Here is a 26,287-nt window from a genome sequence, read left to right as displayed (position 1 = left end):
TCTAGTACTTTGAGCTTCTTTTCATCCTTCGTTTATTTGAAACCCTTAAAACGGTTCCTGCTTTTTATTTTGCCATTGAGCTTTTTTCTAAGTCCCTCTTATTTGCTAGATTGCTAATCTTTCTCTTTCTTAACGCGTAAACAATAAATAAAAATATAAACCATACTGGTGTTAGCAGTAATGCTAGTCTTGTCGCTTCAGCGAGTAACATGATGATTAATATAAATGCAAATAGTGCAAGCACTACATAGTTCATAACTGGTGTTAATGGTGCTTTAAAGGTTGACTTTTCTCGCAAATCCGGGCGTTTTTTCATATATTTAATATGAGAAATTAATATGATGCTCCACACCCAGATAAAACAAATGGCACTAATAGTTGTTACAATGCCAAATGCCTGTCCCGGAATAAGCTTACTCAATAGGGCACCACCGGAAAGGACAAGCGCTGATGTAAATAAGGCGTTACTTGGTACATGATTTTTATTTAATGAAGAAAATTTTGCCGGGCCTTGGTTATGGCTGCTTAAATTGTAAAGAATTCTACTTGTTGAGAATAAGCCGCTGTTACATGCTGACGCTGCCGATGTTAGGACAACAAAGTTAATGATTCCGGCTGCAACTGGAATACCTACTAAACTAAAAACCTGTACAAATGGACTGCTTGACGCATTCAACTGCTCCCATGGGTTTATACTTAATATAATAATTAATGCGCCAACATAGAAAAACAGAATTCTCATAGGAATTTTATTAATAGCAGATGGAATATTTTTTCTCGGGTCTGACGTTTCAGCTGCAGAAACCCCTACTAATTCAACACCAACAAAGGCAAACACAACCATTTGAAAAGATAGTAAGAAGCCTGATATTCCATTTGGAAATAAACCGCCATACTCCCATAGATTGCTAACCGAAGCCGTTCCCGTTTCTGTTTGGAACCCAATGAACAGCAAAATGACTCCGATAATAATTAACGCAAGAATCGTGATAACCTTAATGATAGCAAACCAAAACTCTAATTCTCCAAAAAGCTTAACAGTTAATAAATTCAGTCCTAATAAAAGGATTAAACAGACTAGAGCCGGGATCCATTGTGGGATATCAAACCAATATTGTACATATACCCCTACGGCAATGATATCTGCCATAGCTGTCATTATCCAACAAAACCAATAGGTCCAACCGGTTACATAACCTGCCCACGGTCCAATATAATCAGTCGCAAAGTCCGTAAATGATTGATACCCTGAATTTGATAAAAGCAGTTCCCCTAATGCCCGCATGACAAAGAATAAGGCAATTCCCACGATTAAATAAGCTAAAATAATAGATGGACCTGCTAATTGTATTGCTCTGCCGGAACCTAAAAATAAACCCGTACCAATCGTACCGCCAATCGCAATAAGCTGTACATGTCGATTTTTCAGATCCCTTTTTAATTCTTGCTTTTCCATGTTACATTCCTCCAAATAATATTCTTAATTAACGGAATCGGTTTTGTTCATCTGCAGACATGAACAAAAGGAAAGCAAAAAAGAGATTGGGATCTTCCCAATCTCTTAAAACGTCAGAATAACAAATAAAACTCTATTCATTACTCTTCTGTCCTTTTGCCTGAGATTGTGAACCCTTCGGCGCCGCATATTATTGCGATCTCTCCAGAAGCCGCTCATGCCATAGTACTACCCATAGCAATCATAGCTGCTTAAATTTATTAATCTTTATTATTGTACAATAATTAGAAATTTTATCAGCAACATCTAAATTAGTCAATAATAATATTTAGGTATTGGCTTTTTTTACAAAAGTTCATTATGCAAAAATATAAAGAAATACTTATCGATTCTAAATATTTCTTTCATAATATAATCGTTTATTCATAAACTATTTGTATTAAATCTATGACCGAACTTTTTGAGTATCCGGGGAGACAGTTATATGGTCAAAACAAATTCATCATGGTTAATAAGTATTGGATTAATCCTCTTTGGCAATACGCTTTATGCATTGGCCGTTACCGCCTTTATTCTGCCAAATGGTTTAATAACTGGAGGTACAACAGGATTAGCCCTCATTTTCTATCATCAGTTTGGGATTCCCGTTTCTATTTTTGTTTCCGTTTTTAATATTGCTATGTTTATTCTAGGGGCAATCATACTTGGTAAAGCATTTGCATTTACCACCTTAATCAGCACCTTCTATTTTCCATTTATTCTTGGTGTATTCGAAAAAATCACGATGCTGCAGGATATTACTAATGACAAACTGCTGGCAAGCATTTATACAGGCATCATCATTGGAGTGAGCATTGGAATCGTTATAAAAGCTGGAGCTTCCACTGGTGGTATGGATATTCCACCGCTCGTGTTGAATAAGAAATTTGGGATTTCTGTTTCTATGTCCTTGTATGTATTCGATTTTCTCATCCTGCTTTCGCAAATGCTTTTTGCCAATAAAGAACAAGTCCTATACGGTCTTTTACTGGTCATGATCTATACAGTTATATTGGATAAAGTACTGATGTTTGGAAAATCACGTACACAGGTCAAAATTATCAGCCACAAATATGAGGAAATTAATCGGATGATTCTTCAGCATTTGGACAGAGGTTCCACATTGATTCATGCCGAAACGGGCTATCGTCATGATAATAGATTAGTTGTCCTTACAATTGTTTCAAACCGGGAGCTCCCTAAGCTTAATAATCTTGTCCTTTCAATCGATCCGCAGGCTTTCATGGTAATTAATCAGGTAAATGAGGTTAAAGGACGAGGCTTTACAATGGATAAAACTTATCAATAATTTGAACGGGTCGGAGGGACAGGCACCGTGCCCCACCTGTAGTGGGTCGCTCTGCCTGTCCCTCCGACTTTTTTTGGGTAGCAAATCATGAAGATTGGCTACCCATAATTAAATTGTATAAACAAAAAAATATTGCTATTGAGTTAATTTAACTTTATTTTCGCTACCCTTTGATCTGGACCACACAGCCCATCCGAGACCAATATGGAATAGACCCCAAACTACAGCAAATAAATAATCTGTGTACGGAATGAACGTCATAAGAACTAAAAGAATCATCAATGCCCCGCCCCATCTTGGCAGCATCTTAGCACGCAGTGTTGCAATTCCAAATAGAATGTAACCCAAGTTCAAAGTGATAATCATAATGAGCCGGATTGGTACAACAGGACCTGGTAGTTCCTGCTCTAGGATTTGCGGGTCCTTTAGGGCAGTGTTAACAAAAAGGGAAATCATGACCATAGTACAAACAAGTATATTTCCTACTGTTGTAATTAAAAACCCAATAAAACCAAGTATACCTGCTTTCCCGGCTTGATATAGATAGATTCCAGCTGTTCCAATGATAATAAATACGGATCCTGTTACTCCACCAATAATAAGTGCAATGGTGCTATCAACACCCCACACTAATTCTAACGGAGTCATTGATAACCTAAATACTCCACCGATTACAGCCAACATACCAAGCCAACGAATTACATTTGATACATGCATGATGCCTCACTCCCTTCTGATGTTTCTTTATAATTCTATTCTCTAGATAACATAATATTCAGAAATCCACTCAGTTACGGAAGACAAAAGGACCGGAGGGACAGCACCACGTCCCACCTGAAGTGGGTCGCGGTGCCTGTCCCTCCGGTCCTTCGGCAAGTTTCGGGGCTTCACTGTGATGCTACTTCAATACCCGGCAAATATTCTCAGCAGCAAAGGATAAATTAGTTTCCCCCGAGCTAAGGGCATCCTCTAATGACATTACACCTTTTAAAATTCCGATAATGGCTGTAATCCCGTTATCATACAAGGCCTCCACTCCATCGCCAACTCTACCGGCAAAAGCGATAACGGGAACAGAATGTTTCTTAGCTACTAAAGCGACTCCGTACGGTGTTTTTCCAAACAAGGTTTGACCATCAATGCTGCCCTCTCCGGTGAAAACGTAATCGGCACCTTTGATGTAGTCTTCAAGATGGGTATATTCAATGACAAGGTCTATTCCTTTTTTCAGACGGGCATCTAAGAAAGCCATTAACCCTGCACCAAGTCCACCGGCAGCCCCGGCACCAGCTATGTAGGCAATATCCTGTCCTAATTGTTCCTTAATGATCTTAGCAAAATGAGCCAGGTTTTCGTCTAAAACTTTCACAACATCAGGAGTTGCTCCTTTTTGTGGACCGAAAATAGCGGATGCTCCATTTTCTCCGATTAAAGGATTGCTGACATCACATGCTACATCAATTTGAATCGATTCTATTCTTTCATCCAGTCTGCTCAAATCAATCGTATGGAGACGATTTAACGCTCCGCCGCCAAACGGTAATTCCTCACCACTTTCGTCTTTTAAAGAAACACCTAACGATTGGAGCATTCCTGCCCCTCCATCATTTGTTGCACTTCCGCCAATCCCAATTAAGAAACGCTTAACTCCATTATTTAGCGCATGTTTGATTAATTGGCCTGTACCATAGGTTGTCGTTATCAATGGTTTTCGTTCTTCAGGCTTTAATAATTCTAAGCCGCTGGCACTGGCCATTTCTATGACAGCTGTTTGCCCGTTACCTAGAAGCCCATATTCCGCCATCACCTTATCACCTAGTGGTCCAATTACTTCTGTCTTGATAATTTCTCCGTTAGAAAAGCTTACGAGAGATTCTACTGTACCCTCTCCCCCATCAGCTAGGGGAACAATGACACATTCCGCATCAGGAAAAACGTTTTTTATGCCTTTTTCCATAGCAAGGGCAGCATTTTTCGCCGTCATACTTTCTTTAAACGAATCGGGCGCTAATACAAACTTCATAAAAATCTTCCTTTACTTTTAATTTAGTAAATTAAATTCTGACTATTTATCTATTGTACAAGTAAAGGGTAACCATTCAAGCGACCCTTACTAATTTTTATCAAACTATGTTTATTGTCAAAATTTCCATCCTAAAATATAGAATTGCATACACGCCAATCAGTTGCCAATATATTAGTAGCAGTTGGAGAACCTGGTTGTCTTCTAGATTTAATTTCATGCATTCCTTGCATAGTTCAACTGCTTCTTTTAATGTCCCTGGGATCCTGGTTATTATTTATAAAAGAATAAAAAACCAATATTTTGCAATAATAATTTGTTTCACAATTAACAATATTCATGTTAAACTAAATGATGCATAAGAATCCGCCACAGCTAAACAGTTGTGCACCAATGGTAGACTTATATAAATGATTCGGAGGAAAAATAAATGAAAAATCTGCTACTCAAGTGGAATCAGGTGAGCTTAGTAAAACGAATCCTTGTGGGATTGGTTATTGGCCTTATTTTAGCCCTAGCAATTCCTGATGCCACGAAATGGGTGTCCATTTTTGGTACTTTATTCGTTGGTGCCTTAAAAGCGGTTGCCCCAATCTTAGTCTTGTTCATCGTTATGAATGCCCTTTCCCGGCATAAAAGCGGCACACAAACGAATATGAAATCGATTATTGTCCTATATGCTATAGGTACAACTCTAGCGGGACTTGTCGGTGTTGTTGCCAGCTTCATTTTCCCAGTAAGCTTAACCCTTACAACTGGGGCTGAGGACGTTGCACCTCCCGGGGGAATTTTGGAAGTACTTCAGACATTATTATTTAACGTTGTTGCGAATCCGGTAGATGCGATTATCAATGCCAACTACATCGGTATTTTAGCATGGGCTATTCTTCTTGGTATGGCATTAAGACAAGCAACTGATTCGACAAAAGACATGTTGGATAATTTCTCAGATGCAATTTCTACATTAGTAAAATGGGTTATTAATCTGGCGCCATTAGGCATCATGGGTCTAGTTTATGATGCGATTTCAACAAATGGACTTTCAGCATTAGCTGACTATGGACAATTACTTTTAGTACTGCTCGGATGTATGTTCTTTGTTGCACTTATTGTTAATCCTATTATCGTATACTTCTATACTCGTAAAAATCCATATCCATTAGTCTTGAAATGTGTAAGAGAAAGCGGAATTACCGCATTCTTTACTCGCAGCTCAGCTGCAAACATCCCAGTAAATATGCGTATATGTGAGGAACTTGATTTGGATGAGGATACGTATTCCGTATCTATTCCATTAGGCGCTACAGTTAATATGGCTGGAGCCGCTATAACAATTGCCGTTTTAACATTGGCTGCTGTTCACACACTAGGTATCGAAGTCGACTTTGCAACTGCTGTTATTCTCGTTATCCTATCAGCTATTTCTGCTGCTGGTGCTTCAGGTGTAGCCGGCGGGTCACTTTTACTTATTCCTCTGGCATGCAGCTTATTCGGAATTTCAAATGATATTGCGATGCAGGTCGTTGGAGTTGGTTTCATCATCGGTGTGTTACAAGACTCTTGCGAAACAGCTCTTAACTCATCTTCTGACGTACTGTTTACAGCAACAGCTGAATATGCTAAAAAACGTAAAGAAGGCAAGCCATTTACTATGAGTACTAAGAAAGCTATCTAATATTATTAAAAACGTTTCAAATGTTAACAAACCCATTGGCAATCATCGTTTGCAGATGGGTTTGTTTTTTATTCTCTTTGAGCCTATTGGAAGCAAATGAACCGCAGCCCCCATACTTTTTATTTAAGACTAACCATGAAGGACAGTCCGCTGATCATGCAGCCAACTAAAGCCATGCCAAATGCTCCTAATTTGTTCTTATCTTTCATTAAGTAATAAGCGTACCAAAAACTATAACATGAACCGAACAATACGACAGCCCAGAATAATATGTTCATCTTTAATCAATCACCTTTTCTATATCGGATTCACGAAATTGCTTTCCGAATCCGGTAATGGATAGATCTACCGTTACATGAATATCGGCAAAAGGATATCTTTTATTGTTCCAGTCCCATTCTTCATATTCCTTAACAGAACTAAATAAAGGACGAACATACAAAGACCAGTAAAAAGGCTCTGTCTTAAACTCCTTTTGCGTTTTTTCAATCAGTTTTTCCGCATTCTTTTTTAGTTTTTCTTCTAGTGCCATTTTTAACTTTTTTTGATTTTCTATATTCTCCGCATAATTAACCATACTAGGAACTGATAAGATTTTTATATCAAGCGGATAAGTTACATTTATTTTTGGAGGACCCTCTCGCAGTTTTACTTCTATTTTATTTTTATTCGTTTTCCTAATTCTAACTGCTATTTTATACCTTTTATCCAATGGGTCTCGAAAGCTGGAGAACAAATCCCTTATGTTTGCAGTATTATCGAGTAATCTGGTGATTCTCGTTTCTTCACCTGATAATTTACCAATCATTTTTCCTTCCTTAAATACAGCCGAACCGATAAGTTGTACAGGGTTACCTCCTTTCTTTGGCACTTGACCTGCTATGTATTGATCTTCATCTTGAAAACCAGCGTTCTTATTCTTATTGTAGGACCCGTACATGGCGAGAAAAAGGTCGGCATCGCCGTCTGTAATGGCAAAAAAACGGTTAATCGTTGATTCTGGAACTAATCCCGTTTCCGTTGCCCGGTCAATCAAAAATTGATAATACCGATGAGGTCTTATCATCATCTCAGGCTTATTTTTTGCAATGAATTCAGAAGCTTTCCCTTCTGTGACAATAATTCTCGTTTCCCTCCGTATCTCCCTATCTTTAAAGGCTGTTGTCAGGAGTCGATAAAAGATTTCTGTTTTAGCAAGCTCTTCCGAAACAATTAATACTTTATTATGGGAAAATGAGATTTCTCTCGTAACAAATGAATTGGCCATGTTTCTGGCCGTAACAAAGTCTGGTGCAGTCAAGGATATAGCGTTCTTCATCTCTTCTCCGCCTGACGGAGATACTCCTTTAACGTTTAGTTTTGGATTGGAAAATTGTAACGTAACATCAATCGCTTGTTCCTTTTCTATATCAAGCCCTGTTGGGAGATCAAGCCCAATTGCTATTACATATGAACGCTCCTCCACCTCCTTTTTATCCCAACAGCCTGTAAGCAGGAAAATCAGCAAGAATATGATAAGAAATGAACTTTCTTTCCTTTTCATTTTGCTCTTGCCTCCTTTATTTTTGCTGCGGCCCATAGTATTGGAGGTAGAAATAATATAAGATATTTAAAGTAGGCTAATGAACTCGTACGAATCTGAAAAATATTTATCTCATTGTTTTCCGGTATCATACCGATGACGAGCATTAGAATGGTTATCGGCAATATTGTTTGTTCAAATTCTTCAATTTGAAACAGAAAACCGAATATTTTACCTACTAAATAAATATAAATTGTAAACTTAACGAAAACCGCCACAAGCCAAATCGTAATAAAAAAGGTCTCTATATTGGTGATACTTCTTCCTAACGATACAAATCGAATAACCTCATTAAAAGGAAAGGTAATTTTCCCAATACTCCTATAGTCAAAAATCCAAATATATGATAAATAAAACAAAACCATCAAAAAAACGGTAAATAACAAAGAACTGTATAAACTTCTTATATATGTTTGATGATTTTTCACAAATGGATACATCATAGCATACACAAGCGTATCTCCAAACAATGAAGTAAAGTTAAAACTTGCTTTGGCAATTTCCCACTTACCGGTACCGAACAGGGGAAACATTCTATTAATAACAGCATCTTTAAACATTAGAAAAAGAAGGAAACCTACTGTAATCATAAGATAAGGAAAAGTCATCCAAGCAATGGCTCCCACCGATTCCCACCCTTTTTTCGCTCCCCACATACAAAGCATTAAAAAGCAAAGAGACAATATAAATAATGGTGTATTCGGAAAGTTAATCGTAATCAATTGAGTCATATAGCTTCTAGCTTCTGTTGCAGTATTTAGTAGGGTGAAGCCCAGCATGATGAGAGCAATAGCAAAAGCGAATGGTTTCCCAAGCGTAAGCTGGATAACTTCCAATATATTTTTGCATTGGTACTTTTTCAATACACTATTTAATAGGAGCAGGGAAGGAATAATGAGTAAAAAAGAGCCGATAACAATCATCCATGCCGCATTCAAACCCTCTTTAAACAGTAAAACCGTACTCATGTCCGTACCCTTTAACCCTATTGTAATAAAGATTATTGAAAAAAACTCCCTAAACCCCAATTGGTCCTTTTCATTTTTACCCAAAAAAATCACCTAACTTCACTTTTTCCGAACGGTATCTTTCGTTAAATCCTTTGTTTTTGTGAATCCTGGTCTTAATCGTTCATATGTTAATAGTTTTCGGAATACTGTGTCCCCTGATGACCTGTATTTTGGTGTCAGCGGTGCCAGGTAAGGCACTCCAAAACTTTTTAATGATGTTAAATAAATTAAAGCAGCCATAAAACAGAGCACCATTCCGAATATGCCCATTAAACCAGCTGCTATGAGAAAGGCGAACCGTGTAATTCTTATTGTGTAGTTTAAATTTACATCACCAATCGCATAAGAGGACAATCCAGATAAGGCCACAACAATCACCACAATAGGACTAACCACATTCGCTTCCACTCCTGCCTGACCTAAAATTAACGCCCCAACAATCCCGATTGTCGGACCGATTGGGACGGGAACCCGAACCCCGGCTTCCCGAATCAGTTCAAAAGAGAGCTCTAGTAGCAGCAATTCCAATATAGCGGGAAACGGCACCATTTCCCTTGCACCCGCAATTGCTAAAAGTAAATCGGTTGGAAGCATCTCCATATGATAATTCGTAATAGCAATGTAGGCTGACGGAGTGAATAAAGTGATAAACATCGCCAACATACGCAGAAGTCTAGTAAAGTTCCCATTTATAAACCGTAAATAATGATCATCTCCAGAATGGTAGAAGGACCAAAATGTTGCTGGTGTGACTAAGGCAAAGGGAGAATTATTCATGACGACAATGACATACCCATCCTCTATAAAAGAGGCCGCACGGTCCGGTCGTTCTGTTTGTAAAACCGTCGGAACTAAACTTCTTTTTCTCTCTTCAATGTGCTGAACTAATAAGCTAATATTCTGAACGGCATCTTTTGTTATTGTACCAATCCGGCTTTTGACTTCACTTATAACCCTTTCACTTGCTAACTCTTTGTTATAGACAATAAAAACTTCATTTCTTGAACGCTCTCCAATTGTCATCTTTTCTACTGTAAAGTCTTTACTGCGAATCTTTTTTCGAATAAGAGAGATGTTGACATCTGCTTTTTCAATAAAGGATTCCTTTGGACCAAATAAAGTCGTTTCGTTTTGTGGTTTTTCTATACTCCTGCCGGCTGCGGATGCCGTTTTAATAATATAAGCATGCCGTTGTCCCTCAACCAATAAAAGAGAGTCACCAGTATTCAATTCGTTAACCGCTTTCTCTATCTCAGGCTCTGCTCTAATAGCACTTACACTTACGGCTGCTGTTACATCTGTTATTTTCCTATCATTCAAAATCAACGGTTTTATGATTGCATCATCTATCAGCTTTGTATCAGTCAATGATGGAATATAAAACAAGACAGCCTTTCGTTCCATCTTATTGAACGTGAATTCTCTCAGCATGAAATCAATATTGGCAGGGAATGAATAAAGCCGTTTTAAATAATTGATCTCTTGTTCTATATCCCCAGTGAAAAACTCCAAGTGTTGGTCACTTTCATTTCCGGTAAATTCCTTACTCATTTCTGATACAAAAGCTTTTCTTTTCTTGAAAAATAAATTTTTCATTTTGGTATAACTCCTGAAGAGGTTATAGGGTAAGGCTCAGAATATTACACAATGAAAATCTTGTCTCCTTGGTTATTATCTGTAAAAAGTGAATTATTATGAGCGGGTCGAAGGGACAGGTTCATTGCCCCAATTGATTAGGGCATAGTGGCAGAAATGAAAAGTAAACATTAAAATAATCCTTACGAGAAAAGTAGAATTTATGTTAAGATGCGGATATATTCAAAAATGTATGCATTTTCAGATAAGTGGGATTTATAATGGAAGTAAGAGATTTCATGATTAGAAAAATTTTTACTGTAAAGCCTTCCGATACTGTCAGAGAATTATTACATATACTTAACTCAAATCGAATTGGCGGCGTGCCGGTTGTTGATGATAACGATCATTTAGTAGGCATGGTATCAGATGGAGACGTATTACGCTACTTAGCGCCAAAGCCTCTGGGTATTGCCGGCCTTGTTTATATCATTGAGGATGGAGACATGGAGGATGTTTTACAGGAAAAGCTGAATACACCGGTAAAAGAGATTATGACTAAAAGAAATATCCTCTACGTATCACCTGATGAAGAGTTTGAAATGGCTATTCGTTTGCTATCCAAGCATCATTTCAAAAAACTGCCTGTAGTTAACGGTGCTGGTAGAGTTGTTGGTGTTATTAGCAGAGGAGATTTGATAAATAATATATCAAAACGATTATTACAACCGGATAATGAACTATTTTCCTTGTTCGGATGAAAACTTTTTATCAAAAAACCATTCGTAAATGATACTTTTACGAATGGTTTTTCAAAATGTATCTATATTCTGCTATTCGCGTACAGGTTCTGCTGCTTTTACTGCAGCTGTAGATTTTTCTACGACAGCGTTAGGCTTTCTCATAAATAGCGACAAGATTAACGCGACTACTGAAATTCCTGTAACAAAGTAGAAGGTATATTTTACGCCTGCAGCTAATATTTCTCCCTGTGCTGCATCTGGAACACCTGCTGCAAAACTAGATTGACCAACTGTCAGTAACGTAATGGCGATCGCTGTTCCTGCTGCTCCAGCTACTTGATTCAATGTATTCATAGCGGCTGAGCCATCTGCATATAACTCACGCGGCAAGGCATTAAGTCCATTCGTTTGTGATGGGATTGTTACCATTGTTAACCCAAAGAATAAAACCATAAAGGCTACGATGATTTGCCAAGCTGGTGTTGTTACTGAAATAGAGATAGCAAAAATAATATTACCAATTAATACAATGATAGATCCAACGATTGTTAATTTTCGCGGCCCAATTTTATCAAACAGCGTTCCAACGATCGGTGACATGATAACATTCACTGCATTACCAGGAAGCAGTAATAAGCCTGCGACCGCAGCACTAAATAATAATGATCCCTTTAAATACATCGGCAATAAAATTCCAGTTGATAAAATAACTAAAATACTTAAGAACATCATTGCTGTTCCTAATGTGAACATTGGCTGTTTGAATACACTTAAATTAACCATAGGCTTATCCATTGTATTTTGACGAATTCCAAATAATACAAGTGCGATAACTCCTACAAGTAAAGGTGCCCATACGATAGGAGCTGTAAAAGGCGCTCCAGCCATAGAAGCTAACCCATAAATTAATCCGCCAAATCCTACAGTTGATAAAACAATCGATAAAACATCGATTTTAGGCTTAGTAATTTCACCAACATTTTCAATTTTTAATATAGCAGCAAGTGTCAATAATACATAAAAAGCTGCACTAATCCAGAAAATATAATGCCAGCCTAACGTGCTAATAACGACCCCCGAAAGTGTTGGTCCTAAAGCAGGTCCTAATGTAATAACAAGACCCATAATCCCCATGACAACGCCGCGTTTATGAATTGGAAAAATAACTAAAAGAACACTTACCATGACCGGCATGATAATACCTGTTCCCATCGCTTGTACAATACGGCCAGTTTCTAAGATTACAAAATTGGGAGAAAATGCTGCTAGAACCGCTCCTGCAAGCGAAATAACGAGCCCCCCAATAACTAATTGGCGAGTACTAAACCATTTCATTAATAGTGCTGAAATTGGTACTAATATAGCTAATGTTAATAAATATCCCGTTGTCAGCCATTGTGCAGTAGCAGCTGTAATAGAAAATTGATCCATGACATTTGTTAGTGCCATATTTAATGCTGTTTCTCCAAATAAACCAATAAAGGCACCCAGCATTAAGATAGCTGCCATTATCTTTGGACTTTTTACTTGAATTTGCGTATTCATGTATATCTCCTTTTCATTTATATTCTTTGTAATATCTGTGAAATCATTGTTAGTGGTTCTCTTCTTTATTGGTTATCTAGCCTTTACAATTCCGTGGTACACCTCAAACATACCAACCGGTCTGTTTTAAACTATATCAAAAATTTTTTCTATTGGTCAAGAATTTTTTTCACATTTTGGACAAAAACATTTCAAATAACTCTATTATGCTGCTCACTATCTAACTCAATGGAAACCCTTTCGCATTAAGGTTTAATCATTAAATATTGGTAATAAAAAAAGTGTTAATCTTAGTAGATTAACACCTTAATCGGCAGCTTTATTGAACAATACTTACTCAAGTAATATAAAAAATTTCTATAGGATATCTAAACTCGAAGGGGAGTTACGCACTTAATGAAAAGCGGGAACCCTTTTAGTTGGAGAAGCCAAAACCTTTCTATTTTTCACATCATATAAACCACTTGGAGTCAATCTAATAAATGGTAAATGAGTCGCAGAGAAGAATAATAAAGTAAAGGCAATGTCGTTATATTTATAGCCTCTTTCTTTAAATAACTCTATCATTTTTTTCTCTTTTTTAATTAAAAAGCCCATATCCAGATCAGACATGATACCCGTTAAAGGTAAAGAAATTTCGTGCAGGATATGATTTTCTTCTACCAAGACCATGCCGCCGCCGATTTTTCTCATTCGGTCAAAAGCAGTAAGCATATCTGTTTTTCTTTTTCCTATAATTATGATGTCACCTGTCCCAGAATAAGAGCTTGCAAACCCTCCTAACTGTTGGGCAAACCCTTTCACCAATGTATTTATTCTCCAGGACCCGTCTCGCCCAACCATCATAAGGAAACATTCATCATCTTCAAAAGATAATTCTTCTTTACTTAAATCAATACTACTTTCATACGGTTTCGTAATTACATTATTAATTAAATGAATGCCATTTGAGGTTGAAAAGCTCCAATCATCTTCTTCTAAGCTCCAATTTAAATGAAGGGGAGATATTTGATACTTATTCCATTCGATTGAAGGTGAAACAAATTTATCCTTTCTATCTTGCTTAATCCATTTACCTTTTGCTAATACACTGATAGGTGTTGGGTTATTTTTACTCTCTAAAAAATTAATATTAGCTATTCTCCCTGTAGCAATGGATCCATGTAAATGTTCCATATTATAGTAACGTGCAATATTAAAACTTGCCATATTATATGCATCAGTTAATGGTATTCCATGATTAATAGCTATTTTGATCAGTTCATCCGTCATTCCATTTTCATAAAAATGAGGATGTGAACCGTCAGTGGTAAAGAAAAATCGATCAAATTTTTGAACACCTAACTCTATTAATTCTTTTATAAGAATGTCTAAATCAGGTCGAATAGATGAATGTCTAAGAGAAACAGTATAGCCTTGCATTAAACGCGTAAGTGCTTCCTGACCTGTCATAGCTTCATGATCACAATCAGTGCCCATTAACATTAATTTTGCCAATGTCCTTTCGGAAGCTCCGGGCAAATGGCCTTCAACTTTTTTATGTAACCTTTTTGTCTCCTGTAACCAGGATAGCATTTGGTCATCTCCATTTAATAATTTCGGCCACCCTGTTAACTCTCCGCCTTGCAATACAGATTCATGTTGGAGCCAAGAAGTCACATCCTCTGTGTTAAAAATTTCATCATTATTCGGGAATTCGGTTTGTGCATCAAAACGGCACCACCAGTACATGGTTGAAGGAAGTTCTCTGAATTTATTTAATAATTCAAATGCTACTTGAGTAGTAAGCTCAAGGAAAATACCTAAATTATCACTAATTAGCGTCGTTGTGCCGAATTGGCCCGCATGTTTTGCTAATGTAAGAGGGTTATATAACTGATCAGGATGAGCATGCGGTTCAATATATCCTGGTACTAAATATTGTCCTTGACAGTCTATCTCTTCATAACCACATGAGTTTTCAGGAAGATACTCTCCTACATACACAATACGATCATCATATATCCAAATATTTGCAACTAACCATTGATGTAGATAGGTATTTAGATAGGTTGCATTTTTCAGAACCATATTAGGATGTATCACCCCATCTAATACCTTTACATGATTCCTTATTTGTTTGTTGCTCCATCTATAATTTTTATTATCCAACTTGTAACCTCCAAATTTTAACTCAATATAGGATCAACTACAGGAGCAGCTATAGTATAAAATTTGGACAAGGCCTTGCTTTTTTCCTTCCTATCTTTTCGAATTCTAGCTCTTTCTGGCGCCGTTCCATTTAACATTCTTTCTTCCTCTGTTTTAGGAATAACTTCAGGAACCCTTACTGGACGTTTATTTTCATCTAATGCGATAAAAGTTAAAAATGCTGTTACTGCTATTTTACGTTCACCACTTTTTAAATTTTCAGCAATTACCTTTACGAATATTTCCATTGATGATGAATTAGTCCAAGTTACATACGCTTCATAACAGACTGCGTCAGTCGTTTTAATCGGAGATAAAAAATCTACAGAATCAGTTGAGACTGTTACACAATCTGTGCGGCAATGTCGTAACGCCGATATTGAAGCAATTTGATCAATATCACTCATGATTCGCCCGCCGAATAACGTATTATGACTATTTACATCATTTTGAAATACACGGTTAGTTCGAATAACTCTTGATTCTCTGCAATACTTTGCAATCATAGTATCCTCTCCTTACTCTTAAAACCTAGAATATAATAGTTCGAGAATTCTTATCTGTATGGAGAGATCCTAACTCCACACAGACAAGGAATAATGACTTTATGGATACTGTTATAGGATTCTTCTGGGTGAAAAAAATCACTTACCTTCACTCGATATCATTTGCTGATAATGGAGAGCAAGATCTTTTAATGCAGCTACCAATGCATTCGTTCCCTTACCATGATAATACTTGTTGATGGCAGCAATCGCTTCATCCACTCCATCATTTATACTTAACCCCTTCAATAGCTGCCCAATAAATTGACGTCCATGTTCAGTAGCTAATGTACAAGAGGCCTCGATAATGACCCCGTATTTTCTATCGATTTCTGCTGTAATCGTCAAGGTTTCAAATACACTTTTGGCTGCCATTCCTTGGGGTAGACGTGCGTGCCCAGCAATAAACAGCGTTTTTTCATTAAACATATGAAACTGCCCCTTCCAATTTAGATGACAGTGCTAATCCTATTTGTTAAATTAGTCTGAACTGGAATCCGTCTGACCACTTCTTTACCAATTTCAATCGACGCTGTTGCTGCAGGTGACGGTGCATTACATACATGAATGGAGCGTTTCCCCATAATAATATGAAAATCGTCTACCATATTCCCATCATATTTCAATGCCTGTGCTCTTACACCCGCAGGTGCTGGAATTAAATCATCTTCTTGAATTTCAGGAATTAATTCTTGAAGACTTTTTGTAAACTGCTTTTTGCTAAATGAACGAACATATTCATCTAAGCCTTCCTTCGCAAATTTACCGGCCATTTTCCATAACCCAGGAAAGCTTACAGATTCCATTAAATCCTTCATACTAATATCTGTCTTTTTATACCCTTCGCGTTTAAAGGCCATGACTGCATTCGGACCTGCGTCCACCTCACCACTGACCATTCGGGTAAAATGAACTCCTAAGAAAGGAAATTTAGGATTTGGTACAGGATAGATCAGATGTTTGACAAGGTAGCGTTTTTCAGGTTTTAATTTAAAATATTCACCGCGAAATGGAACGATTTTCATGTCCGTTTTATAGCCTGCTGCAGCTGCCATGCGATCACTGTGCAACCCAGCACAGTTAATAACCAAACTTGTTTTTATCGTTCCCCGGTTCGTTTCAATCGTCACTTGATTTGATTCCTCATGTATTTTCTCTACTTTTGTGTTTAATCTAATCTCGCCGCCATTTTCTTTAATAATTTCAGCAAATTTCTCACTTACTTGACGGTAATTAACGATTCCTGCCATTGGTACACGAATAGCACCAAGACCATTTACATGAGGTTCTATTTCATTTAATTCATCTCGACCAATTCTATTAATATTTAATCCGTTTTCTAGTCCTCGTTTATATAAATTCTCAAGAAGAGGGATTTCTTCTTTTTTTGTTGCCACAATGACTTTCCCACAAATATCATGTTCAATGCCGTATGTTTGACAAAACTCTGTCATCGATTGACTTCCTTGCCGGGCAAAGCGTGCTTTAAAGCTGCCTGGTTTATAATAGATTCCTGAATGAATAACCCCGCTGTTATGGCCTGTTTGATGTTCAGCAACAGCCGACTCCTTTTCGATTACAACTACCTTTGCATTTGGAAACCGCTGATAAATAGCCATTCCTGTTGAAAGGCCTACAATTCCCCCTCCAATAATTGCAAAATCAAACATAAGCAAATCCCTCCTTTTCTTTTGGCTTTGTTAATGAGTTAGCGGGTCGATTTACCTTGAAAAGAAAAGTAAGGAAATCACCCCGCTAACATACGATATTTAACACCAAATTTTAACACAGCCTTTTTTTAAAGATGGGGCCATATTCCACCAGAAACAGGGATGATATGACCTGTGATATAGGCTGATTCATCACTTGCTAAAAATAGAGCTGTATTGGCTACATCAATTGGATTTCCTAATCTCCCCAACAATGTCTTCTTACGGTATTCTTCAAGGGTTTCACTGTCCATTCTGTCTACGATTGATGTTTGAATTAATCCCGGCGCAATACAATTCACATTAATCGCCGGACTTAGTTCCTTTGCAGCCGTTTTAGTAAAGGAAGCCACTCCAGCCTTAGCAGCGCCATAATCTGCATACCCTTTTTCACCGTCAAAATGAATGGTAGAAATATTGACGATTTTTCCATAACCATGTTGAAGCATGATTGGAGCAACTAACTTCGTACAATTGAACGTTCCCTTTAAATTGAGTGCCATCGTATTGTCCCAACGGTCGCCATCTATTTCAAAAATAGGCCTAATCATCTTTGTATCACGGATGCCACCGACAACATTAACTAGAATATCAATTTTAGAGAATCTTTGATTGGCTTCTTCCACTACTTCTTTTACTTCCTCATAATCTAGTACGCTTGCTCTTATGGCTACAATGTTGTCAGCTACTGTATATTCAAGTAATTTTTCTCTCGTTTGATTTAATCGATTCTCAGATATATCGGTGATGACTAATTTGGCACCTTCTTGGGCAAAACGTAGGGCAATTGCTTCCCCCATTGGTCCTCCGGCACCGGTTATGAAGGCAATTTTATCTTTAAGTCGCAAAAGAATCTCTCCTTTTTCATTTAATAGACTAAAAGGTGAGACTTTCCTCAATAGGGGTCTCTACTGAGAAGTAGTCACACGAGTCTGGTGAGCTTCCTTTATTGATATTTCCGATGCAATTGAGCAGCGATAATATTCTTTTGAATTTCAGATGTTCCTTCATAAATTCTCGTAATTCGAGCATCACGGTAATAACGTTCAATCGGATACTCAGAAATATAACCCATTCCACCATGAATTTGAACAGCTTTATCTGCGACACGACCGTACGTTTCTGAACCAAGTAATTTAACCATGGCTGCTTCCTTAACCACATTCTTACCTTGATCAACCAGATTGGCCACGTGATAGGTGAAGGCACGAAGCGCTTCAATTTCCGTCGCCATTTCAGCTAAGTAGTGCTGAATGATTTGTTGTTCAAAAATTGGTTTTCCGAACTGAATACGCATATGAGCATATTCAAGTGACATATCTAATAATTTATCAGCGGATCCAAGATTTCTTGCCGCCATTGCTGCACGTCCGTTTGCTAATATTTTTAACGCATTGACATACCCTTGTCCTACTTCACCTAACACATTTTCAACCGGTACTTCGCAATCCTCGAAGAAAATCTCATATGTGTGTGATCCATGAAGACCCATTTTCTTTTCTTTATTTCCTAACTTAAATCCTGGAAAATTCTTTTCAACGATGAAAGACGTTATTCCTTTTGGCCCTTTTGACTGATCTGTAACCGCCATCACTGTGAACACATCTGCAAGTCCAGCATTGGTAATATAGCACTTAGAGCCATTAAGAATATAACGATCTCCTTTTTTTACTGCTGTTGTTTTTAAATTGAACGCATGAGAACCGGCACTTGGCTCTGTTAAAGCAAAGGCACCAATGTATTCACCGCTTGCCATTTTCGGTAGGTATTTTTGCTTTTGTTCTTCATTTGCCAATTCTACAATTCCAACGCTTCCAATCCCGGTATGACCACCAATGACGGTTGTATAACCATTAATGGTTCTGCCAACCTCCTCTAGTACAGCACATTTTCCAAGCATTCCAATCCCGAGGCCACCGTACTCTTCTGGAATACTTAGGGCAAACAAGCCCATTTCCTTAGATTTATCTAAAATGCTTTGAGGAATTTCATCCGTTTCTTCTATTAACCTAGCATGAGGTTCCACCTCATTTTCAATAAAGTCGCGAATTCCCTGTTTTAATTGTTGAATATCCTTTGTTAATACTTGTTCCATTTGACTCACATTCCTTCCTTTTATTATTTTTCTGTAGATTTTTTTGCAATTTCACGAACTAATTATTTATAAGTATAAATACCTTGTCCCGATTTCCTACCTAGTCTTCCTGCTTTTACATATTTCACTAGTAACGGAGATGGACGATATTTTTCGCCTAGTGCGTGATAGAGAGACTCCATATTGCGAAGACGACTGTCTAAACCAACGAGATCTGCCATTTCAAATGGACCCATTGGATGATTTAGGCCAAGTTTAATCGCTTTATCAATATCCTCAGCCGATGCCACACCTTCCATTAACATATTCATTGCTTCATTTCCGATGATCAAATTCATCCGGCTTGTTACAAAGCCTGGAAATTCATTGACCTCAACCGTTTCTTTTCCCATTTTTTCAGATACCTGACGGATAATCTCCACCGTTTTATCTGAGGTATCCATACCGCGGATAATTTCAATTAATTTCATGCGGTGAACAGGATTGAAAAAGTGCATCGCCACAAATTGATCTGGTCTTTTCATTTGCGCTCCGATTTCAGTCGGACTCATTGTGGACGTGTTTGTAGCCAAAATCGCATGTTCAGGAGCAAATTCTTCAACCTTTTTAAAGGTATCAATCTTTAATTCCATAATTTCTAAGATCGCTTCAATCACTAAATCCGCATGTTCCACTGCTTTTTGCAGCTCTGTTGTATAGGTGATATTTTGTTGAACATTGTCACGTTCTTCACTTGTGATATATCCTTTTTCAACACTTTTATTAGCAAGTATTCCGTTATCATTCTTTGCTTTTTCAAGGGCTTCTGCTGATATATCCTGAAGGGTTACTTCAAAACCTGATAACGCAGCACTATAAGCAATTCCACGCCCCATCGTTCCACTGCCAATGACCGCAATCTTTTTGACTTCCATTTCGTTTCCTCCTATTTATACTAAACAATTTTCAAAAATGGTTGTAATTCCCTGTCCGCCGCCAATACACAATGTCACCAATCCATACTTCACGCCTCTTCGTTCCATTTCATGAAGTAGTTTTGTCGTAAGAACAGATCCTGTTGCCCCTAATGGATGACCTAATGCAATCGCGCCACCGTTTACGTTTACCTTATCTAAATTAAGATCCAGCTCTCTGATAACAGCAATCGATTGAGCAGCAAAAGCTTCATTTAACTCAATTAATCCAATCTCTTCCAATGTTAAACCTGCTCTTTGTAAGGCTAGTTTTGTGGAAGTAACCGGTCCAATTCCCATAATTTCAGGGGACACACCTGAAACAGCTTGTGAAAGGATCTTTGCTTTTGGCTGTACTCCATACTTATTCACTGAATCTTCAGACATCAACATAACGGCTGATGCTCCATCATTTCGACCACTGCTGTTTCCAGGTGTAACAGATCCATTTTCTTTAAATACTGGTTTTAAGTTAGCCAGCTTTTCTAAACTTGTTAAACGTGGATGTTCATCCACCGCAAAGGTTTTCACGCTCTTACGCTCCCGAACCTCATAAGGAACGATTTCTTTTTCAAACTTGCCTGAAGAAATCGCATCATGTGCAAGTTGTTGACTTCTCATAGCAAACTCATCCTGCTCTTCTCGAGATATACCATATTGTTCAGCTAAATTTTCTGCCGTTAAGCCCATGGTTAAATTCCCATACTTTTCAAAGGGTTGAGAACGTAATTGGCTTTCCGTATTCGAATCAACAAGAGCATTATTTCCTGTACCTACTCCATAACGAGCATTACGAATATAAAATGGCGCTAAACTCATCGATTCCACTCCGCCTGCAACGATGACCTCATTCAGCCCGCATGCGATTTGCAGTGCTCCATTATTGATCGCTTGAAGGGACGAACCGCACTGTCTATGAACCGTGTACCCTGGAACATCCACAGGAAGTCCTGCACGCAGCGCAGCAAGCCGACCAATATTTGGCTGATCTGACGTTTGTTTTGTCTGGCCAAGAATGACTTCTCCTACAGCACTTTTATCTATGTTAGCTCTACTAACAACTTCTTCAATCACCTTTGCGGCAAGAAAGTCAGATGGTACATCCTTTAGCGCTCCTCCCATTTTCCCTATAGCCGTACGTACTGTTTCAACTACATATACTGGTTTCATTTGCTCCTCCTATATAAATGAATCGATTTAAGGATCTTTACACTCCTATAAATCGATTCATGTATTTGTTCAACCCTTTAATGAATTTATAAATCACTGAATTATTCGAATTATTATCATGCTCGGCTTCAATTTTTGGACGTTACTAATTGATGATTCGTAGATTTATATTCTTTACCGATGATATCCTTCGCAATAACCATCATATTTGCTTGTGCTGTTCCATCCCCAATTTCCAGACCAATGACATCACGTAAACGTTGTTCGTGAGGCATTTCCTTTGTATAAGCGTAGTGACCGTTAAACAATAGACATTCATGAATCGCTTCTACACCATATTTTGGACCCAACCATTTGACAGATGCAGATTCCTTTGAGTGCGGTAATCCTTGATCACGAAGCCAAAGGCCACGATACGCCTGCCATTTTACAAACTCTAACTGTGTATAGTGGGTGACAATTGGGAAAGCTACTCCTTGATAGGTTGCTAGAGGTTTACCAAAGGAAGTTCTTATTTTGACGTGTTCAATTGTCTCGTCTATACTTTGCGAAGCAGCTCCTACACATTGAAGACCGATTAATAGACGGCTAAGATCAAACCCATTCATAACCTGGGAAAATCCTTTGTTCTCAAGGCCAATCAAATTCTCCTCTGGTACCATTACATCGGATAAATAAACTGAACCGCGTCCTACTGGAATGTTCCCCATATCCTCATAACCTTTACATTCCACACCTGGAAGATCAGAAGGAACGATAAAACAGCTAATCCCACGGTTACCCAGTTCAGGATCTGTTTTAGCAAAAATAAGAAAGGCATCGGCAACAGTTGCCACACTAATTCCGGATTTTTCACCGTTTAAGACATAACCTTTTCCTTGACGGACGGCTGTTGTTTTAATTCCACCAGCATCTGTTCCAGCAGTAGGCTCTGTGATCGCAATCCCGACGATTCTGTCTCCACTAGCAATTTTCGGAAGCCATTCTTGTTTCAATGCCTCAGGTGCATGTTTGTTGATAATCTCACCAATTAAAGCATTCAACATGACTGCATACGTAAGATTGAAATCACCTCGACCAATTTCCTCTGCTGCAATCCCGGTGGTTACACAATCAGCACCGCTGCCTCCATATTCAACCGGAATCCGAAGTCCATTGACACCGAGTTCGCCAAGTTTCTTCCACAAATGTCTAGGTGTAATCCCTTCTCTGTCCCACTTCGTATAGTTTGGCAGCAGTTCCTCTTTTGCGAAATCCTTTAACATCTTACGAAAAAATTCTTGCTCTTCTGTGAATGAAAAATTTAACATATTATTTCCCCCTATAAATTATTTATAACTTTATATAAAGCAAGTTTTGTGCCAACTTTTACCCTTGATAGTAGAGCATTAAATCAATGTTTCTCGCGGAATTGAAAATTTTTTCGCAAAATTAAGAATCACTTATGCGAAAATTAAGAATTTTTATCAAAATTGAAAGTTTACTAGTAAAAGATTATGAATCTATTTTTTCGTTATAGTGCTTTTTCTACAATTTCTACGACATCAAAGTTTCCTACGGTTTCTTCCAATTCTTTGGCCTTCACACCATCACTAAGCATCGTTAAACAATATGGACAACCCGTACCAATCATCGTTGGTTTTGTCTCAAGAAGCTGTTCAGTTCTTGCTACATTAATTCTTGTACCCACAGTCTCCTCTGTCCACATCATACCGCCGCCGGCTCCACAGCACATGCCGTTTTCACGTTTACGTTCTGCTTCAACCAATGTTACCCCTGGAATTGCTTTTAAAATTTCACGTGGCGGATCATAAATGGTGTTGTATCGACCTAAATAACAAGAATCATGATACGTAATGACTTCATTTAATTCTTTTGTAAATTTAATTCGGCTTTCTTTTATCCATTGATACAGCAATTCTGTATGGTGATAGACTTCAGCCTCAAGACCAAATTCTGGATATTCATTTTTAAACGAGTTATAAGCATGTGGATCAATCGTGACAATTTTGTTTACATTATACTTTTGAAAGTTTGCAATATTGGCATTTGCTAAGTCTTGGAATAAAAACTCATTACCGATTCTGCGCGGTGTATCTCCTGAATTTTTCTCATTATTACCTAGAATCGCAAAGGAAATGCCTGCTAAATTCATCACTCTGGCAAAGGACTGAGCGATCTTTTGGCTGCGGTTATCATAAGAACCCATGGAACCAACAAAGAATAAATACTCAAATTCTTCTCCGGCCTTTTGCTTTTCTTTAACAGTGGCAACATTAATATCCTCTCTACCCTCACGCCAATTTTCACGCTCTTTTCGATTAAGCCCCCATGGATTTCCCTGACGCTCAATATTTGTGATGGCACGCTGAGCATCCGGATTCATTTTTCCTTCTGTCAAGACAAGATAACGACGTAAATCGATTATTTTATCCACATGCTCATTCATGACTGGACATTGATCTTCACAGTTCCGGCATGTTGTACATGCCCAAATTTCCTCTTCTGTAATGACATCTCCAATTAAGCTAACTTGTTCAATAGCTGCTGCAGATTCTTGAATGCCTTGACCTGCTAGGGCCATTTGATTTCCCTTTGTATTTTTAAAGGCAAAAGCAGGAAGCCATGGCTGTCTAGCAGTAACTGCTGCTCCTTTTTCCGTTAAATGATCCCTCATCTTCACAATAAGATTCATCGGAGATAACTCTTTACCCGTTCCTGAAGCAGGACACATGTTTGTACAACGTCCACATTCAGCACATGCGTATAAATCAATTAACTGATGTTGGGTAAAATCCTCAATTTTCCCAACTCCAAAAGATTCTGCTTCTTCATCCTCGAAATCAATCTTTCGTAATTTCCCAACAGGACCGCTTTTCTTAAAAAAGATATTAATCATGGCAAAGAGTTCATGAAATTGCTTGGACTGCGGCACAAATACCATAAAGGTGAAAACAACTGCCATATGAACCCACCAGAATACATTGAACAAAATCGTTCCAACTGTTGTCCCGATACCGCCAAACAACCATGCAATACTACCAGAGAACGGGGCATACGCAAGATTCGGTTCATGATTCAGCATAATCGCTTCGAATCCTAATGTAAGTAGGATTGATGAAGTTAGCGTGAATAAGGCGATATATACAAAGGCCGCTTTGCCATCACGCTTCCATTGCAACCGTTTTAACTTTTCACCATAACGGCGATAAAATCCATATACCACAGCCAACATCATGAGGAACGTTGCCCATTCCTGTATAAGACTGAAATATTTATGCGCTTCACCGAAAGGAAACTCATAACCTCTAATAAATCCCTTAATGATGAGTTCTATAAGTCCTATTTGAATGATAAAAAAGGTATAAAATAAGACTAAGTGCATCACACCACTTTTCTTATCTTTAAATAATTTCTTTTGACCGAAACCATTGATCAAGATCAAATTTATTCTCTCTTTCAGATTTGGTTCAAATTCTGCTTTTTTACCAAGTTTTATAAACAAATAGCGAGTGTATAGAAGATTGACAAATAAATACAATGCATATCCAACCACGGCTAGAAATGCAAGTAAATTCAGTAATGAGAACAACCTTTTCATCCCCCTTCGATGTTGAACTTTTTACATAACGGGAGGAACTGTCATCCTCCCATAACCATTCATCCTAGACCCTTAGACTCCTGCACCAACCAATACTTTTTTAAATTCCTCTGTCAACATTGGTACCACCTCAAATAAATCCCCAACAATTCCATAATCTGCTACATCAAAAATAGGTGCTTCAGGATCTTTATTAATCGCTACAATCACTTTTGAATTCGACATCCCTGCTAGATGTTGGATCGCTCCAGAAATACCAACGGCAATATACAGGTCCGGAGTAACGACTTTACCGGTTTGTCCAATTTGTAAAGAATAATCACAATAACCTGCATCACAAGCACCGCGTGAAGCCCCTACCGCAGCACCTAATGTGTTGGCAAGGTCTTCTAAAAGTTGAAAGTTCTCCCCATCTTTCATCCCACGGCCGCCTGAAACAATGATTTTTGCTTCAGAGAGATCTATTCCACCTGTTGCTTTTTTGACAATATCTTTGATCGTTGTGCGCAGGTCTTTAATTTCCACATTCACTTGACCTACTTCACCAGTACGAGATTCGTCTTTTTCAAATGGCGTAATGTTATTTGGACGAATTGTTGCAATGATCATGCCATCCTTAATTCTGGTTTTTTCAAACGCTTTTCCGGAATATATAGGTGTTGTGAAAACTGGCTCTCCACCATCGATTTCAATATTCACCACATCAGATACAAGTCCCGCCTTTAACTTTGTCGCAATTCTTGGAGAAAAATCTTTTCCTTGTGCAGTATGGCCCATAATCAACGCATCAGGCTTTTCTGCGTCCAATACTTGGAGTAAGGCTTGTTGGTAACTATCTGTCGTATAACCTTTTAAATCTTGATGTTCTACCTTCACCACACGGTCTGCTCCGTAGTGAATCGGACTTAAAGCTTCATCACCAATAGATTCTCCAAATAAGACAGCTGTAACTTCTCCACCATCTGCAATCAGTTTCGCTGCGGCAACCGCTTCAAATGAAACATTTCTTACAACACCGTCACGAATATCACCTAAAACGAGTACTTTTCTTACCATAAAGAATCTCC

At 38.1% G+C, this 26,287-nt stretch carries 22 protein-coding genes and 1 riboswitch; of the genes, 3 read left to right on the top strand and 19 right to left on the bottom strand.

Translation table 11 applies throughout. From position 1 onward, the window contains the following. Positions 1–64 precede the first annotated feature (64 nt). Positions 65–1,456, bottom strand: coding sequence for an amino acid permease (locus R4Z09_RS03505; RefSeq protein WP_338451001.1), 1,392 nt, complete (start codon positions 1,454–1,456; stop codon positions 65–67). Between the two features lie 138 nt (positions 1,457–1,594). Then, a riboswitch (glycine riboswitch) is annotated at positions 1,595–1,674 on the bottom strand. Positions 1,675–1,940: 266 nt separating this feature from the next. Between R4Z09_RS03505 and R4Z09_RS03500 the strand changes: the two genes are divergently transcribed. Then, positions 1,941–2,804 (top strand): YitT family protein, encoded by an 864-nt coding sequence (locus R4Z09_RS03500; protein WP_338451000.1) that lies wholly within the window; start codon positions 1,941–1,943, stop codon positions 2,802–2,804. Between the two features lie 135 nt (positions 2,805–2,939). Here the strand turns inward: R4Z09_RS03500 and R4Z09_RS03495 are convergent, their stop codons facing one another. Both R4Z09_RS03495 and R4Z09_RS03490 read right to left on the bottom strand, forming a co-directional pair. Beyond that, on the bottom strand, positions 2,940–3,521 hold the full coding sequence (locus R4Z09_RS03495; protein ID WP_338450999.1) for a hypothetical protein: 582 nt from the start codon (positions 3,519–3,521) through the stop codon (positions 2,940–2,942). A gap of 181 nt (positions 3,522–3,702) precedes the next feature. Further along, the gene (locus tag R4Z09_RS03490; protein ID WP_338450998.1) at positions 3,703–4,827 is read right to left on the bottom strand and encodes a glycerate kinase; all 1,125 of its coding nucleotides are present in this window, start codon (positions 4,825–4,827) and stop codon (positions 3,703–3,705) included. 430 nt (positions 4,828–5,257) lie between these two features. Here R4Z09_RS03490 and sstT point away from each other — a divergent pair, with 430 nt between their 5' ends. Continuing rightward, entirely contained in the window at positions 5,258–6,502 is a 1,245-nt protein-coding gene (sstT, locus tag R4Z09_RS03485) for a serine/threonine transporter SstT (RefSeq protein ID WP_338450997.1), read from the top strand. A 119-nt stretch (positions 6,503–6,621) separates the two neighbouring features. Here sstT and R4Z09_RS03480 read toward each other — a convergent pair whose 3' ends face one another. The 4 genes from R4Z09_RS03480 to R4Z09_RS03465 are packed head-to-tail and all read right to left on the bottom strand — an operon-like array spanning position 6,622 to position 10,690. Continuing rightward, the gene (locus R4Z09_RS03480) at positions 6,622–6,780 is read right to left on the bottom strand and encodes a hypothetical protein (RefSeq protein ID WP_338450996.1); all 159 of its coding nucleotides are present in this window, start codon (positions 6,778–6,780) and stop codon (positions 6,622–6,624) included. 2 nt (positions 6,781–6,782) lie between these two features. Beyond that, on the bottom strand, positions 6,783–8,045 hold the full coding sequence (locus R4Z09_RS03475; protein ID WP_338450995.1) for a Ger(x)C family spore germination protein: 1,263 nt from the start codon (positions 8,043–8,045) through the stop codon (positions 6,783–6,785). Further along, on the bottom strand, positions 8,042–9,145 hold the full coding sequence (locus tag R4Z09_RS03470; RefSeq protein ID WP_338450994.1) for an endospore germination permease: 1,104 nt from the start codon (positions 9,143–9,145) through the stop codon (positions 8,042–8,044). Before R4Z09_RS03470 ends, R4Z09_RS03475 begins: the two co-directional genes overlap by 4 nt. Before the next feature lie 6 nt (positions 9,146–9,151). Further along, complete coding sequence (locus R4Z09_RS03465; RefSeq protein WP_338450993.1) at positions 9,152–10,690, bottom strand: spore germination protein; 1,539 nt, start codon at positions 10,688–10,690, stop codon at positions 9,152–9,154. A gap of 260 nt (positions 10,691–10,950) precedes the next feature. Here R4Z09_RS03465 and R4Z09_RS03460 point away from each other — a divergent pair, with 260 nt between their 5' ends. After that, entirely contained in the window at positions 10,951–11,430 is a 480-nt protein-coding gene (locus R4Z09_RS03460; RefSeq protein WP_338450992.1) for a CBS domain-containing protein, read from the top strand. A gap of 72 nt (positions 11,431–11,502) precedes the next feature. Here the strand turns inward: R4Z09_RS03460 and R4Z09_RS03455 are convergent, their stop codons facing one another. The 12 genes from R4Z09_RS03455 to R4Z09_RS03400 form a co-directional block, all read right to left on the bottom strand. Continuing rightward, on the bottom strand, positions 11,503–12,957 hold the full coding sequence (locus R4Z09_RS03455) for a DHA2 family efflux MFS transporter permease subunit (protein WP_338450991.1): 1,455 nt from the start codon (positions 12,955–12,957) through the stop codon (positions 11,503–11,505). A gap of 393 nt (positions 12,958–13,350) precedes the next feature. Beyond that, positions 13,351–15,108, bottom strand: coding sequence for an adenine deaminase C-terminal domain-containing protein (locus R4Z09_RS03450; RefSeq protein ID WP_338450990.1), 1,758 nt, complete (start codon positions 15,106–15,108; stop codon positions 13,351–13,353). 17 nt (positions 15,109–15,125) lie between these two features. Continuing rightward, entirely contained in the window at positions 15,126–15,653 is a 528-nt protein-coding gene (locus R4Z09_RS03445) for an acyl-CoA thioesterase (protein ID WP_338450989.1), read from the bottom strand. Between the two features lie 138 nt (positions 15,654–15,791). Next, positions 15,792–16,121 (bottom strand): DUF3870 domain-containing protein, encoded by a 330-nt coding sequence (locus R4Z09_RS03440; RefSeq protein ID WP_338450988.1) that lies wholly within the window; start codon positions 16,119–16,121, stop codon positions 15,792–15,794. Between the two features lie 20 nt (positions 16,122–16,141). Next, the gene (gene lhgO / locus R4Z09_RS03435) at positions 16,142–17,362 is read right to left on the bottom strand and encodes an L-2-hydroxyglutarate oxidase (RefSeq protein ID WP_338450987.1); all 1,221 of its coding nucleotides are present in this window, start codon (positions 17,360–17,362) and stop codon (positions 16,142–16,144) included. Between the two features lie 128 nt (positions 17,363–17,490). Further along, positions 17,491–18,249, bottom strand: a complete 759-nt coding sequence (locus R4Z09_RS03430; RefSeq protein ID WP_338450986.1) for an SDR family NAD(P)-dependent oxidoreductase — start codon at positions 18,247–18,249, stop codon at positions 17,491–17,493. A 98-nt stretch (positions 18,250–18,347) separates the two neighbouring features. Beyond that, a complete protein-coding gene (locus R4Z09_RS03425) occupies positions 18,348–19,496 on the bottom strand; it encodes an acyl-CoA dehydrogenase family protein (protein ID WP_338450985.1) in 1,149 nt (382 codons plus the stop codon). Between the two features lie 62 nt (positions 19,497–19,558). After that, positions 19,559–20,410, bottom strand: coding sequence for a 3-hydroxyacyl-CoA dehydrogenase family protein (locus R4Z09_RS03420; RefSeq protein ID WP_338450984.1), 852 nt, complete (start codon positions 20,408–20,410; stop codon positions 19,559–19,561). A gap of 15 nt (positions 20,411–20,425) precedes the next feature. After that, entirely contained in the window at positions 20,426–21,619 is a 1,194-nt protein-coding gene (locus R4Z09_RS03415) for a thiolase family protein (protein WP_338450983.1), read from the bottom strand. Between the two features lie 128 nt (positions 21,620–21,747). Continuing rightward, a complete protein-coding gene (locus R4Z09_RS03410; RefSeq protein WP_338450982.1) occupies positions 21,748–22,929 on the bottom strand; it encodes an acyl-CoA dehydrogenase family protein in 1,182 nt (393 codons plus the stop codon). Between the two features lie 203 nt (positions 22,930–23,132). Beyond that, a complete protein-coding gene (locus R4Z09_RS03405; protein WP_422392243.1) occupies positions 23,133–25,211 on the bottom strand; it encodes a (Fe-S)-binding protein in 2,079 nt (692 codons plus the stop codon). Positions 25,212–25,292: 81 nt separating this feature from the next. Next, a complete protein-coding gene (locus R4Z09_RS03400) occupies positions 25,293–26,276 on the bottom strand; it encodes an electron transfer flavoprotein subunit alpha/FixB family protein (protein WP_338450980.1) in 984 nt (327 codons plus the stop codon). Between the last annotated feature and the right edge of the window lie 11 nt (positions 26,277–26,287).

Source organism: Niallia oryzisoli (genome assembly GCF_036670025.1).
GTDB classification, from domain to species: Bacteria; Bacillota; Bacilli; order Bacillales; family Cytobacillaceae; genus Bacillus_BD; species Bacillus_BD oryzisoli.
This window is presented reverse-complemented; position numbering and strand designations above follow the sequence as displayed.

What these genes read in the sequence shown, in the direction of transcription:
- R4Z09_RS03505 (WP_338451001.1), bottom strand. Translation starts at nt 1,456, where the DNA reads ATGGAAAAGCAAGAATTAAAAAGGGATCTGAAAAATCGACATGTACAG.
- R4Z09_RS03500 (WP_338451000.1), top strand. Translation starts at nt 1,941, where the DNA reads ATGGTCAAAACAAATTCATCATGGTTAATAAGTATTGGATTAATCCTC.
- R4Z09_RS03495 (WP_338450999.1), bottom strand. Translation starts at nt 3,521, where the DNA reads ATGCATGTATCAAATGTAATTCGTTGGCTTGGTATGTTGGCTGTAATC.
- R4Z09_RS03490 (WP_338450998.1), bottom strand. Translation starts at nt 4,827, where the DNA reads ATGAAGTTTGTATTAGCGCCCGATTCGTTTAAAGAAAGTATGACGGCG.
- sstT (WP_338450997.1), top strand. Translation starts at nt 5,258, where the DNA reads ATGAAAAATCTGCTACTCAAGTGGAATCAGGTGAGCTTAGTAAAACGA.
- R4Z09_RS03480 (WP_338450996.1), bottom strand. Translation starts at nt 6,780, where the DNA reads ATGAACATATTATTCTGGGCTGTCGTATTGTTCGGTTCATGTTATAGT.
- R4Z09_RS03475 (WP_338450995.1), bottom strand. Translation starts at nt 8,045, where the DNA reads ATGAAAAGGAAAGAAAGTTCATTTCTTATCATATTCTTGCTGATTTTC.
- R4Z09_RS03465 (WP_338450993.1), bottom strand. Translation starts at nt 10,690, where the DNA reads ATGAAAAATTTATTTTTCAAGAAAAGAAAAGCTTTTGTATCAGAAATG.
- R4Z09_RS03460 (WP_338450992.1), top strand. Translation starts at nt 10,951, where the DNA reads ATGGAAGTAAGAGATTTCATGATTAGAAAAATTTTTACTGTAAAGCCT.
- R4Z09_RS03455 (WP_338450991.1), bottom strand. Translation starts at nt 12,957, where the DNA reads ATGAATACGCAAATTCAAGTAAAAAGTCCAAAGATAATGGCAGCTATC.
- R4Z09_RS03445 (WP_338450989.1), bottom strand. Translation starts at nt 15,653, where the DNA reads ATGATTGCAAAGTATTGCAGAGAATCAAGAGTTATTCGAACTAACCGT.
- R4Z09_RS03440 (WP_338450988.1), bottom strand. Translation starts at nt 16,121, where the DNA reads ATGTTTAATGAAAAAACGCTGTTTATTGCTGGGCACGCACGTCTACCC.
- lhgO (WP_338450987.1), bottom strand. Translation starts at nt 17,362, where the DNA reads ATGTTTGATTTTGCAATTATTGGAGGGGGAATTGTAGGCCTTTCAACA.
- R4Z09_RS03425 (WP_338450985.1), bottom strand. Translation starts at nt 19,496, where the DNA reads ATGGAACAAGTATTAACAAAGGATATTCAACAATTAAAACAGGGAATT.
- R4Z09_RS03420 (WP_338450984.1), bottom strand. Translation starts at nt 20,410, where the DNA reads ATGGAAGTCAAAAAGATTGCGGTCATTGGCAGTGGAACGATGGGGCGT.
- R4Z09_RS03415 (WP_338450983.1), bottom strand. Translation starts at nt 21,619, where the DNA reads ATGAAACCAGTATATGTAGTTGAAACAGTACGTACGGCTATAGGGAAA.
- R4Z09_RS03410 (WP_338450982.1), bottom strand. Translation starts at nt 22,929, where the DNA reads ATGTTAAATTTTTCATTCACAGAAGAGCAAGAATTTTTTCGTAAGATG.
- R4Z09_RS03400 (WP_338450980.1), bottom strand. Translation starts at nt 26,276, where the DNA reads ATGGTAAGAAAAGTACTCGTTTTAGGTGATATTCGTGACGGTGTTGTA.